Below are 12,456 nucleotides of genomic sequence, written 5' to 3'. Positions count from 1 at the left end.
CCGGGCCCTACGGTGCCGCCATGGCGAATTCCTACACGACGCTGTGGACCGACGCCCTCTGCCGGGAGCTGAAGCGCTCCGGGGAGGAGGGCCTGCGGCTGACAATCCTCTTCGGGGGGCCCTACGGCTCGCAGCCCAGCTTCCTGCGGGCCGGGGTGCGGCCCGGTGACACGATCCACCCGGTGCGGGTCCACCGCACCCGGCTCCACGTGCTGGGGGCGATGGAGGTGTCGCGCGTCCTGACGCACGAGGAGGCGGGGGCCGAGCTCCACGACGACGACTACGCGAAGCTCATGTACTGGCGGCGGCTCAAGACCGGCTTCGTGTCGGAGGTGCTGATCGGCCCGCCGGGCTCCCCGCTCTCCTTCGACACGGTGGTCCCCGGCGAACTCCTGGAGCGGCTGACCTTCACCTCCCGCCGGGGCGAGCGGACCCTGAAGTACGTGGAGGACGGCCGGCTGCTGCGCTCCAACAGCCTCCAGGGGATCTACCGGCTGGCGCCCGCGTCGGCGGCCGAGCTGCGGCGGCTCGTGTCCGACCGCTTCGCCTGACCGGGGCCCGCGGGTGTGAGCTGGAGGACAGACGTTCGGGCCCCCTTGTGGGGGGCGAGGAGCAGCGGGTTACCATATGAGCGCCGTCTAGCTCGAAAGATAACTCTTGTGACTGTCAATGATGACTCGTTCACCAGCTGGAAGAACCGTGAGGAGATCGCGGAGTCGATGATCCCGATCATCGGGAAGCTGCACCGTGAGCAGGACGTCACCGTCCTCGTTCACAGCCGCTCCCTGGTGAACAAGTCGGTCGTCAGCATCCTCAAGACGCACCGCTTCGCCCGCCAGATCGCCGGCGAGGAGCTCTCGGTCACCGAGACGCTGCCTTTCCTGCAGACGCTCACCACGCTCGACCTCGGCCCCTCGCAGATCGACATCGGCATGCTCGCCGCCGAGTACAAGGCCGACTCGCGCGGCCTGACGGTCGCGGAGTTCACCGCGGAGGCCGTCGCCGGCGCCACGGGTGCGAACAAGATCGAGCGCCGTGACGGCCGGGACGTCGTCCTCTACGGCTTCGGCCGCATCGGCCGCCTGGTCGCCCGCCTCCTCATCGAGAAGGCCGGTTCGGGCAACGGCCTGCGCCTGCGCGCCATCGTGGTGCGCGGCGGCGGCGAGGCCGATCTCGTCAAGCGTGCCTCCCTGCTGCGCCGGGACTCGATCCACGGCCAGTTCCAGGGCACGATCACGGTCGACGAGGCGAACAGCACCATCGTCGCCAACGGCAACACGATCAAGGTGATCTACGCCGACGACCCCTCCGAGGTCGACTACACGGCGTACGGCATCGAGAACGCCATCCTGATCGACAACACCGGCAAGTGGCGGGACCGCCAGGGCCTGTCCAAGCACCTGCGCCCCGGCATCGACAAGGTCGTCCTGACCGCGCCCGGCAAGGGCGACGTGCCGAACATCGTGCACGGTGTCAACCACGACACGATCAAGCCGGACGAGAAGATCCTGTCCTGCGCCTCCTGCACCACCAACGCCATCGTCCCGCCGCTCAAGGCGATGGACGACGAGTACGGCGTGCTGCGCGGTCACGTGGAGACCGTCCACTCGTTCACGAACGACCAGAACCTGCTGGACAACTACCACAAGGCCGACCGCCGCGGCCGTTCCGCGCCGCTCAACATGGTGATCACCGAGACCGGTGCCGCCTCGGCCGTCGCCAAGGCGCTGCCGGAGCTGAAGGCCCCGATCACGGGCAGCTCGATCCGCGTCCCCGTCCCGGACGTCTCGATCGCCATCCTCAGCCTGCGCCTGGGCCGCGAGACCACCCGCGACGAGGTCCTGGAGTACCTGCGCGACGTCTCGCTGCACTCGCCGCTGAAGCGCCAGATCGACTTCACCACGGCTCCCGACGCCGTCTCGATGGACTTCGTGGGCTCGCGCCACGCCTCCATCGTGGACGCCGGCGCGACCAAGGTCGACGGCGACAACGCGATCCTCTACCTGTGGTACGACAACGAGTTCGGCTACTCCTGCCAGGTCATCCGCGTCGTCCAGCACGTCTCGGGCGTCGAGTACCCGACCTTCCCGGCCCCGGCGGTCTGATCCGCCCGCGCCACACGCGGCGAGGCGCGCCGCACTCCCCGCCAGGAGTGCGGCGCGCCTCGCCGCGTCGTACCGGTCAGCCCTTGCGCACGGAGCGGAGGGCACCCGTCGCCGGCTCGACCGGTTCGTCCCTGGCCTCGGCCCAGAGCGAGCGGACATGCCCGAGGTGGCGCATCATGCACGCCTCGGCGCCGGCCCGGTCGCGGGCGATCATGAGGTCGAGCAGTTCGACGTGCTCCTCGGCGGAGGAGACCAGCTTGCCCGCCTCGTCCAGTCCGGTCAGCCCGTAGAGCCGGGACCGCTTGCGCAGGTCCCCCACGGTCTCCACCAGCCGGTCGTTGCCGCACAGGCCGAGCAGGGTGAGGTGGAACTGCCGGTCGGCCTCCAGGTAGCCGATGAGGTTGTGCGCGCGGGCGTTGGTGACGATCTCCTCGGCCAGCGGACGCAGCGCCTCCAGCTCCTCGGTCGTCGCGCTCTCGGTGACCCGGCCGACCGTGGGCACCTCGATGAGCATGCGCAGTTCGGTGCACTGGTCGAGCTCGCGCTCGCTGACCTCGGTGATCCGGAAGCCCTTGTTGCGCACCGGCTCCACCAGTCCCTCGCGGGCGAGGTCGAGCATGGCCTCGCGGACCGGGGTGGCCGACACGCCCAGCTCGGCCGCCAGGCCCGGGGCCGAGTAGACGGTCCCGGGCTTGAGCTCGCCGGCCGTGAGGGCCGCGCGCAGCGCGTGGCCCACCTGGTCGCGAAGCCGCTCCTGGGCCTTGATGAGACTGTGCTGCTTCAGGTCACCCACGCCGTATCCTCCGAGAATCCGCAGGCGACCAGCGTACAATGTCACGTTTCTCAGCCGGTGGCCGCCCGGTGGACCGCGACGGCCACGGCGAGATCCTGCCAGGCCATGCCCACGCTCTTGAAGAGGCGGGGAGCCGGGCCCGGGGCGGGCAGCGCCGGGCCCCGGACGAGATCGGCGAGGGTGCCGGTGACATGGCCGGGCCCGATCGCCCCCTCCGCCTCGGGGATCAGCAGGTCACCGGCCTCCGCCAGGGCCGCCGTCCGCGCCTCGACCCACACCTCGGAGCGGCGGACGAGGGCGGTGTCGGTCTCCCGGGCGTCCGGCTCGTGCGAGCCGACCGCGACGACGACCGTCCCCGGCGCCGGCGACCGCCCGTCGAAGAGCGGTGTCCGGGCGGTGGTGCAGCACACCACCAGATCCGCCTCCCCCACGTCCCCGGCGGTACCGGTGCGGGCCTCGGGGACACCGGCCCCCCGGGCGTACGAGGCGAGCCCCTCGGCCCGCGCGGGGTCGCGGCCGACGACGGTGACGGAGGCGAGCTTCCGCACCGCGAGGAGCGCGTCGACGTGTCCGTACGCCTGGGGTCCCGACCCGAACAGAACCACCTTCAACGGCCGCTCCCCCGTGGTGAGGTGACGGACCGCCAGGGCGGAGACGGCCGGGGTGCGCAACGCGGTGAGCGCGGCGCCGTCGAGGAGGGCGCGGGGGCGCAGGGTGACGCCGTCGAGGAGGAGGTAGGCGCCGGTGATGCGGGGCAGTCCGAGGTCCGCGTTGCCGGGCGCCACCCCGGCGATCTTGACCCCGGCCCAGCTTCCGGCGGCGGCGGGCATGAGGAGCAGTTCGCCGGCCGGGACGGGGACGGCGGAGCGGGGTGGGCAGGTCTCGGGGTCGAGGCCTGCCCGCAGGACGTCCGCCAGGGCCTCGACGGCCGCCGCCGGGGTGAGCGCCCGGGTGACCGCGCCGCCGTCTAGGTACGGGAGCGCGGTCACAGGAGGAACCCCGCGCCGAGGGTGTCGTCCGGGTCGAGCGTGAAGCGCGCCTCGCCGGTGCGGTGGGCGGTGCCGGTGACCTCGGTGACGAGCCCGGCCGCCGGGTCTCCGCCGGGGACGACGCGGCCGGTGAAGACCGTGCCGGCGACGGACTCGTGGGTGAGGACCTGTCCCTCCTTCAGGAGTCCCTCGTCGGCGAGGAGGGCGAGTCGGGCGGAGGTGCCCGAGCCGCACGGCGAGCGGTCGATCTGGCCGTCGGCGAAGACGGTGACGTTCCGCCCGCGCGGCCCTTCGGGGGTGTCCGGCAGTTCCTCGTGGAGGATGACGCCGTAGACGCCGGAGAGCAGCGGCCCGTCGGGGTGCCAGGTGGCGGGGTGGCCGGCGAGCGCGGTGCGGATCTCCCGTCCCACCCGGGTGAGTTCGGGCAGGGAGGCCTTGTCCACGGTGAGGCCGAGGTCGCGGGCGGAGACGGAGGCGTAGCAGGCGCCGGCGTGGGCGAGGTCGACCTCGACGATGCCGAGGCCGGTGGCGACGGGCACCTTGCGGGCGGTGACCCGGGCGGGCACGTTGCGGAAGGTGACGCCGGTGGTGCGGCCGCCGGAGCGGTGCACGGTGGCGGTGACCCGCCCGGAGGGCACGTCGACCCGGACGGGCACGTCCCGGTCGCCGTCGCCGGCCGGGACGCGTCCGGTGTCGACGGCCCAGGCGGCGAGGGCGATGGTGCCGTGGCCGCAGGCGGTGGAGAAGCCGTCCTTGTGCCAGAAGAGGACGCCGAGGTGGGCGCCGTCGTCGTCGGGCGGGACGACGAACCCGCCGTACATGCCGGCGTGGCCGCGCGGTTCCTGGACGAGGAGGCGGCGCAGCGCGTCCAGGGGGCCGGGGCGGGGGGCGGTGCCGGAGCCGCCGGAGCCGATGGCGGTGGCGCACCGCTCGGCGACGGTGTCTCCGGGGGCGGGCGGCAGGCCGTCGGCGACGATCCGGAAGGGTTCGCCGGCGGTGTGGTAGTCGGTGACGCGGATCCCGTCCGCGGGGAGGGCGGTCACAGCAGGAATCCGGCGGGGAAGGGGTCGGTGGGGTCGAGGAAGTACTGGGCGGTGCCGGTGATCCAGGCCCGTCCGGTGACGGTCGGGACGACGGCGGGCCGGCCGCCGACGGTGGTCTCCGCGACGAGCCGTCCGGTGAACTCGGTGCCGATGAAGGACTCGTTGACGAAGTCGGTGTCCAGGGCGAGTTGTCCGCGGGCGTGCAACTGGGCCATCCGGGCGCTGGTGCCGGTGCCGCACGGGGAGCGGTCGAACCAGCCGGGGTGGATGGCCATGGCGTGCCGGGAGCGGGTGGCGTCGGAGCCGGGGGCGGCGAGGTAGACGTGCTTGACCCCGGCGACGGCGGGGTCCTCGGGGTGGACGGGCCGGTCGTCGCCCGCGTTGATCGCGTCCATGATCGCCAGTCCGGCGGTGATCAGTTCCTGCTTGTGGGCGCGGTCGAAGGGGAGGCCGAGGGCGTCGAGTTCGACGAAGGCGTAGAAGTTGCCGCCGTAGGCGAGGTCGTAGGTGACGGTGCCGAGGCCGGGGACGTCGGCCTTGAGGTCGAGTCCGACGCTGAAGGCGGGGACGTTGGTGAGGGTGACGGAGCGGGCGGCGCCGTCCTCGACGCGGACGTCGGCGGAGACGAGGCCGGCCGGGGTGTCGAGGCGGACGGTGGTGACCGGTTCGGTGACCGGCACCATGCCCGTCTCGACGAGGACGGTGGCGACGCCGATGGTGCCGTGGCCGCACATCGGCAGCAGGCCGGAGACCTCGACGAAGAGGACGCCGTAGTCGGCGTCGGGCCGGGTCGCGGGCTGGAGGATCGCGCCGCTCATGGCGGCGTGGCCGCGCGGCTCGTACATCAGCAGGGTGCGCAGGGAGTCGCGGTGCTCGATGAAGTGGAGCCGCTTCTCGGCCATGGTGGCGCCGGGGATCACCCCCACTCCGCCGGTGATCACCCGGGTGGGCATGCCCTCGGTGTGGGAGTCGACCGCGTGGTAGACGTGTCGGGTGCGCATGGGCTGTCTTCCCCTCTCTCTAGCGCAGGCCCTCGGCCAGGACCTTCTCGGTGGCGGCGCGGACGGCGGTCTCGACGGCGCCGGTGAGCGGGAGGCGCGGCGGGCGGGTGGGGCCGCCGGGGCGGCCGGCGAGGTCCATGGAGAGCTTGATGGCCTGGACGAACTCGGTCTTGGAGTCCCAGCGGTAGAGCGGGTGCAGCGCCTTGTAGAGCGGGAGCGCGGTGGTGAGGTCGCCGGTGACGGCGGCGCGGTAGAGGGTGGCGGCGGACTCCGGGAGGGCGTTGGGGTAGCCGGCGATCCAGCCGACGGCGCCCGCGACGGCCAGCTCCAGGAGGACGTCGTCGGCGCCGATGAGGAGGTCGAGTCCGGGGGCGAGTTCGGCGATCTCGTAGGCGCGGCGGACGTCGCCGCTGAACTCCTTGACGGCGACGATGTGCCCGTCGGCGTGGAGGCGGGCGAGGAGGGGCGGGGTGAGGTCGACCTTGGTATCGATGGGGTTGTTGTACGCGACGATCGGCAGGCCCGCCCGGGCGACCTCGGCGTAGTGGGCGCGGACGGCGTCCTCGTCGGCGCGGTAGGCGTTCGGGGGCAGGAGGAGGACGGAGCCGGCGCCGGCCTCCGCGGCCTGCTCGGCCCAGCGGCGGGACTCGGCGGAGCCGTAGGCGGCGACGCCGGGCATGACGCGGGCGCCGTCGCCCGCGGCCTCGACCGCGGTGCGGACGACGGCGGCGCGCTCGGTATCGGTGAGGGTCTGGTACTCGCCGAGCGAGCCGTTGGGCACGACGCCGTCGCAGCCGTTGGCGAGGAGCCAGCGGACGTGCTCGGCGTAGGCGTCGAGGTCGACGGAGAGGTCGTCGCGCAGCGGCAGGGTGGTGGCGACCATGATGCCGTGCCAGGGGCGGGTGCGGGTGTCGGTCATCGTGACGTACTCCTTTGTAGTGTGTGACATTTTACTAGGGGGTGTACGGCGGCCACAAGGGTGCGGTCGCCACGGAACGGCTAGTCGATCGGGAGCCCCGCGAGGTCGCCGAGGCGGACCGGGCAGGCCAGCGGGCGCCGGTCCGGGGCCGGTCCGCCGCCGGCGAGCGCGGCCACGGCGGGACCGCACATCCGGCCCTGGCACCAGCCCATCCCGGCCCGGGTCAGCAGCTTCACCGTGCGCGCGTCGCTCGCGCCCAGCTCCTCGACCGCCTCGCGGACGCGCCCGGCGGGGACCTCCTCGCAGCGGCAGACCGCGGTCCGCTCGCTCAGCCAGCCGGTCCAGCCGGGGCCGGGCCGGTGCGCGGCGCCCATGGCGTCGGCGAAGGCCCGCAGCCGTGCGCGGCGCCGTGCGAGGGCGGCGGGAACCGCCCGTCCGGCGATGCCGTGGGCGGCGATCTCGCCCTCGGTCAGGGCGAGCGGGGCGCCGCCGATCCCGCCGGTCTCGCCCGCGGCCCAGACGCCGGGGACCGAGGTGCGCAGCCCGGGGGTGAGGACGAGGGCGACGGTGTCGTCGGCGGCGGTGCGGGTGGCGCAGCCGAGGGCGGTGGCGAGGGAGAGTTCGGGGACCAGGCCGTGGCCGACGGCGAGCGCGTCGCAGGGGACGCGGCGCCCGGTGCCGGGCACCGGCCGCCAGTCGCGGTCGAGGCGCGCCACGGTGACCGCCTCGATCCGATCGGTGCCGTGCGCCTCGACGACGGCGTGCCGGAGCAGCGGCCGGACCTGGTGGCGCAGCAGCGCCCCGCCGTAGAGGGCGCCTTCGGCGAGTTTGGCGGGGTTGCGCAGCAGCGTGCCGGTGTGACGGACGTACCCGGCGTATCCGGCGGCCTCGACGACGGCGGGGACCCGTGCGCCGGCGGCGGCCAGCGAGGCGGCGACGGCGAGCAGCAGCGGTCCGCTGCCCGCGACGACCACGCGGCGGCCCGGAAGCACGAGCCCGCTCTTCAGCATGGCCTGCGCTCCCCCGGCGCCGACGACCCCGGGCAGGGTCCAGCCGGGGAAGGGCAGCTGGCGCTCGTACGCCCCGGTGGCGAGCAGCACCGCGCGGGCGCGCACCGGCTGCGCGGCGGTGTCGTCGGTCCGCGCGTGGACGGTCCACGCGGTGCCGGATCCGGTGACGCTCCACACCTGATGCTCCGCCAGATACCGTACGCGGCCCTCCTGTTCGTGCGCGCGCAGCTCGGCCTCCCGGCCCGCGAAGGCGGCCCAGTCGTGGTGCAGGACCTGGGGGCGGGTGGCGCCCAGGGCAGGGGCGGGATGGCGGTAGTACTGGCCTCCGGGGCGCGGCCCGGCGTCGAGCAGGGTGACGGTCAGGCCGAACGCGGCGGCGGTGACGGCGGCGGCGAGGCCGGCGGGTCCCGCGCCGACGACAGCGAGGTCGGCGGGCTCGGGCCGGGGGTCAGACGGCGAGGTCGTCATGGCCGGTTCCCTCCTGGCTGGTGACGAGGCCGCCGGGGCGGGCGGGGACGAGGCAGGCGCGGCGGTTGGGCGTGCCGTCGACGGTGACGAGGCAGTCGAAGCACTGCCCGATCCCGCAGAAGACGCCTCGGGGCTCGCCGCCGTGCCGGGTGGTGCGCCAGGCGAGGATCCCCGCGCCCCAGAGGGCGGCGGCGACGGTCTGACCGGCGGCGGCCGGGATCTCCCGGCCGTCGAAGCGGAAGGTGAAGGTCTCCTGCGGCGCGCCTCCGACGAGGGCGCGCGGGCTGCGGCGGCTCAAGCGGCTCAACTCTGCTGCTCCTGCGGGGGGGACGGTGGGTGCGGGGCTGTCGCCCGCGGGGCCGGTGGGCGCGGGGCCGGTGGGTGCGGGGCCGGTGGGTGCGGGGCCGGTGGGTGCGGGCCCCTCGTCCGCGGGACCGGTGTCCGCGGGGCCGAAGTCGCGCTCGGGGCGGAAGGGTGCCGGGTCGAGCGGGGGCGCGGCGCCGGTGAGGGCGGCGGCGAGGAGGACTCCGGTGGCGGGGGCCAGGCCGATGCCGGCGCCTTCGTGGCCGCAGGCGTGGTGGAGGCCGGGGACACGAGGGTCGGCGCCGATCGCCGGGAGGTGGTCGGGGAGGTAGGGGCGGAAGCCGTGGTAGGCGCGGAGCACCTGGACGTCGGCGAGGACCGGGAAGAGCGCGGCGGCCTGGGCGGCGAGCCTGCGCAGGGCCTCGGTGGACAGGCCGCGGTCGAAGCCGACCCGTTCGCGCGTGGCGCCGATGAGGACGGGGCCGCCGGGGGTGCCCTCGACGACGGCGGAGGACTGGAGCGCGGCGGAGCCGCTGGCCACGTCGGCGATGTAGTCGGCGGCGTAGACCTTGTGGCGGACGATCCGCGGGAGGGGTTCGGTGACGAGGACGAAGCCGCGGCGGGGCAGGACCGGGAGGTGGACGCCGGCCAGTCGGGCGAGCTCGCCGCCCCAGGTGCCGGCGGCGTTGACGACGGCGGGGGCGAGGAGTTCGCGGCGGGTGGTGCGCACGCCCCGGACGGCGCCGGCCGGACCGCGCAGGACGGCGGTGACCTCCTCGCCGAGGTGGAGGTGGGCGCCGGACGCGGCGAGCAGCCGGGCGGCGGCCTGGGCGGGCTGGACCTGGGCGTCCTGCGGGTAGTGGAAGCCGCCGGCGAGGCCGGGGGCGAGGTGGGGTTCGAGGTCGGCGAGCCGGTCGGCGGGGATCTCGGCGGCGGTGACGCCGGCCGCCCGCTGGCCCTCCGCGAAGGCGCGGAGGGCCTTGAGGGCGGGCTCGTCGGGCGCCACGACGAGCCCGCCCTTGGGCTCGTACTCGGTCTCCGGCGGGAGTGTCGCGGAGAGTTCGCGCCAGAGTCTCGTGGACAGCAGCGCGAGGTCGAGCTCGGGGCCCGCCTCCTTGTCGGAGACGAGCAGGTTGCCTTCCCCGGCACCGGTGGTGCCGCCCGCGACGGGACCGCGGTCGACCACGGCGACGGTGAGTCCGGAGCGGGCCGCGTAGTAGGCGCAGGCGGCGCCGACGACGCCGGCTCCGACGATCACCACGTCCGGGGAGTGTCTGTTGGGCACGGCAGTAATATGTCACATTCTTCTGGTGGTGCCCAGACCCTTTCGGGTCCGGGCACCGGAGCGTGCGGTGGAGACCGCCGGACGGGTCGTCAGCTGCGCAGCGGGCCCTCGCAGCGGAAGTCGGAGGTGCCCGCGACCCGGGTGGACCAGATGTCGACCGGGCCGAAGGAACAGTTCATGTCGGCCAGGTTGTTGGTGGCGGCGCCGGCCCGGTCGAGGATGAAGTAGTCGACGGTCTCGGACATGTCCTTGAAGACCTTGTCGGGGTTGTTCGCGTCCGCCAGGTTGGCGGTGATCCGGCCGGTGCAGACGAAGCGGCGCTTGCCGTACTCGCCCGCCTCGACGCAGGCGGGGGTGTTCTGGGTGGCGGCGGCGAAGGCGGAGCGGACGGCGGCGACGTCCCAGTCCCTCAGGTGGCCGTTGGCGGTGTAGGTGGTGTTCGGGACGAAGAGGCGGTCGACCTGGGCGATCTGGGCGTCCAGGAAGCGGTCGTACCCCTGCTGGAGGGCCGTGTCGGCGCTCAGCCGCTCGCGCCAGGCGTCGTACCCGGCGACGTCGTTCGCGCGCAGCCGGTCGTACATCTCGCGGATGAGGGAGGGGCGTTCGGTCCACAGGTACTCGAAGAAGGTGCCGGCGTAGTTGTAGAAGCGGAAGCCGTCGCCGTCGTAGGTGGCGTGCAGGATCTGCCGGACGCTCATGCGGGGTCCGCCGCCCGCGGTGTCGTTGATGACCCCCCGGACCAGGGACCTGCGGACGGCGATGCCGTCGTCGCGGGTGGCGCCGTCGAAGAACTCGGCCGTGCCCTCGTCCATGAAGGTGGTGCGGTCGCCCTGGTACCAGGGGCCCTGGCCGAAGAAGCCGGGGACGGCGAAGCGGCCGTTGAGGTAGTGCACGTACTCGTGGCGGAAGAGCTCTTCGAGGGTGAGCGAGGAGTCCTGCGGGACGCGCCGCTGGTACGTGTAGAAGGTGGCGCCGTTCTCGATGTAGATGCCGCCGTTGTTCGTGTCGTACCCGGTGAGGACCGGGTGGTAGTTCTCGTAGTCGGCGCGCGAGCCGTACAGGACGATGTTCAGCGTGGTGTTGGGGTCGCCGGCCAGCGGCTGCTCGCTGCCGACCACCCGGTGGAACTGCGCCTTGACCTGCTTGCTCGCGTAGTAGAGCTGGTCGACCGTGGCCCGGTCGAGGCCGGTGCGGACCTTCAGGGCGCCGTTGTCGTAGGTGTACGTGTACGGGAGGATCCGGGCCTCGATGTCGGCCTTGCAGACGCCGTAGGGGGCGCAGGCGTCGTAGAAGTTCAGCCAGGAGACGACCTTGGCCCAGGGCTGGCTGCCCGGACCCCAGGCGGACTCGACGGAGCCGATCAGGGCGCCGAGGTCCGCGACGACTCCGTCCCGCAGCCCGGCGACCTCGCCGAAGCGGCCGTACTCGCTGAGTGCGTCGCGGACGACCCAGGCGTTGGCGGTGCCCTTGAGGTGGGTGTGTCCGGCGAAGGCCTTGAAGACGGCCCGGTAGCCGGGGTCGGCGGCGACGGCGGCGTGGAAGGCGGCGTCCTGGTTGCCCGAGTGGATGCCCAGGTAGTTGACGGAGAGCGCGGCGAGCGCGGCACCGGCCCACGTCGGGTCCTTGTGCGTCGCGGTGTGTGCCGGGTCCATGGTGGCGAGGACCTTGGTGATGAGGCCCAGCTGGTGCTGACGCAGGCCGGGGGCGCTGCCGGCGTAGAGGGCCTCGCGGAGGGTGCGGGCGTTGCTGGGGGTGGCGTCGAAGGTGCGGGCCGCGGACCCGAAGGCGGCGACGGCGCGGCGGATCGCGTCGGCGGTCGGGGCGTCGGTGATGTCGATCTCGGTGCGCGAGAAGTCGTGGTAGGCGACGGCGTGGAGGTAGGTGAACATCTCCTCCAGGTGGGAGGAGTTGCGGCCGTCGTGGGCGGCGGCCAGGCCGGTGATCCGCTGGGCGACGGCCTGCACGTGGGCGTCGGACATGACCGGGGCGAGGCGGGCGTCCCAGCTCCAGACGAGGCCGCTCAGACAGCCGTCGGCGGTGACGGCGGGGTCGGCGAGGAAGTCGGCGAAGGCGGCCGGGGAGAGTCCGGTGACGCCGTCGAGGGTGCACGGGACACCGGCGGTCGTGGCGGTGGCGGCGGGCGCGGTCCGGACGCTCCGCTTCTCGGCGGCGGGCTGCGCGCCCTTCTTCGCCTGACCGGGGACGCGGGCCCGGGTGTCCCCGGTGCCGCCGGGCGCGGGCGCCGGGGCGGGTGCGGCGGTCCGCGCGGTGGCGAATCGTTCCACCTCGTCGAAGGGGTTCGGCTCGGCGGCTGCCGTGGGCGCGAAGGCGCCGGGGACGGCGGTGGCGGCGCTCGGGGCGGGGGCCTCGGCGGCCTGCGGAGACGCCTGGCCGGCGGAGGCCAGGAGGGTCACGGCTATCGCGGTGGTGAGGAGGGAGGAGCGCACGACTCTGTGCTGGGACACGAGGTCTCCTGGGTGGGGGTGGGGATGAGGGTGCGCGCGGCCGATCGGACGGACCTGAACGGGAGTTGACAGGGA

At 74.0% G+C, this 12,456-nt stretch carries 9 protein-coding genes and 2 pseudogenes; 2 read left to right on the top strand and 9 right to left on the bottom strand.

Going from position 1 to position 12,456, the window contains the following annotated elements:
* Positions 1-20: 20 nt before the first annotated feature.
* Positions 21-551, top strand: coding sequence for a hypothetical protein (locus ACF1BN_RS22850; protein WP_392333435.1), 531 nt, complete (start codon positions 21-23; stop codon positions 549-551).
* Positions 552-659: 108 nt separating this feature from the next.
* On the top strand, positions 660-2,105 hold the full coding sequence (locus ACF1BN_RS22845; protein ID WP_392333434.1) for a glyceraldehyde-3-phosphate dehydrogenase: 1,446 nt from the start codon (positions 660-662) through the stop codon (positions 2,103-2,105).
* 76 nt (positions 2,106-2,181) lie between these two features.
* Here ACF1BN_RS22845 and ACF1BN_RS22840 read toward each other — a convergent pair whose 3' ends face one another.
* The 9 genes and pseudogenes from ACF1BN_RS22840 to ACF1BN_RS22800 form a co-directional block, all read right to left on the bottom strand.
* On the bottom strand, positions 2,182-2,898 hold the full coding sequence (locus ACF1BN_RS22840) for a GntR family transcriptional regulator (protein ID WP_392333433.1): 717 nt from the start codon (positions 2,896-2,898) through the stop codon (positions 2,182-2,184).
* A gap of 50 nt (positions 2,899-2,948) precedes the next feature.
* A complete protein-coding gene (locus ACF1BN_RS22835; protein ID WP_392333432.1) occupies positions 2,949-3,887 on the bottom strand; it encodes an ornithine cyclodeaminase family protein in 939 nt (312 codons plus the stop codon).
* Positions 3,884-4,939 carry a proline racemase family protein gene (locus ACF1BN_RS22830; protein ID WP_392333474.1) on the bottom strand — a complete coding sequence of 352 codons (1,056 nt, stop codon included), beginning with the start codon at positions 4,937-4,939 and terminating at the stop codon, positions 3,884-3,886. The genes ACF1BN_RS22835 and ACF1BN_RS22830 overlap by 4 nt, the downstream gene beginning before the upstream one ends.
* Positions 4,927-5,931, bottom strand: a complete 1,005-nt coding sequence (locus tag ACF1BN_RS22825) for a proline racemase family protein (protein ID WP_392333431.1) — start codon at positions 5,929-5,931, stop codon at positions 4,927-4,929. Before ACF1BN_RS22825 ends, ACF1BN_RS22830 begins: the two co-directional genes overlap by 13 nt.
* Before the next feature lie 19 nt (positions 5,932-5,950).
* Complete coding sequence (locus ACF1BN_RS22820; RefSeq protein ID WP_392333430.1) at positions 5,951-6,850, bottom strand: dihydrodipicolinate synthase family protein; 900 nt, start codon at positions 6,848-6,850, stop codon at positions 5,951-5,953.
* An 80-nt stretch (positions 6,851-6,930) separates the two neighbouring features.
* Entirely contained in the window at positions 6,931-8,328 is a 1,398-nt protein-coding gene (locus ACF1BN_RS22815; RefSeq protein WP_392333429.1) for an FAD-dependent oxidoreductase, read from the bottom strand.
* A pseudogene (locus ACF1BN_RS22810) lies at positions 8,309-8,521 on the bottom strand ((2Fe-2S)-binding protein); the annotation flags it as partial. The gene ACF1BN_RS22815 and the pseudogene ACF1BN_RS22810, both read right to left, overlap by 20 nt.
* A gap of 255 nt (positions 8,522-8,776) precedes the next feature.
* Positions 8,777-9,916, bottom strand: a pseudogene (locus tag ACF1BN_RS22805) (NAD(P)/FAD-dependent oxidoreductase); the annotation flags it as partial.
* Positions 9,917-10,005: 89 nt separating this feature from the next.
* Positions 10,006-12,381, bottom strand: coding sequence for a collagenase (locus tag ACF1BN_RS22800; protein ID WP_392333428.1), 2,376 nt, complete (start codon positions 12,379-12,381; stop codon positions 10,006-10,008).
* Positions 12,382-12,456 lie beyond the last annotated feature (75 nt).

It is taken from the genome of Streptomyces sp. NPDC014861 (assembly GCF_043081625.1).
Classification (GTDB): Bacteria; Actinomycetota; Actinomycetes; order Streptomycetales; family Streptomycetaceae; genus Streptomyces.
The sequence above is the reverse complement of the archived record's forward strand: the minus strand, read 5'-3'. Positions and strand labels throughout refer to the sequence as shown.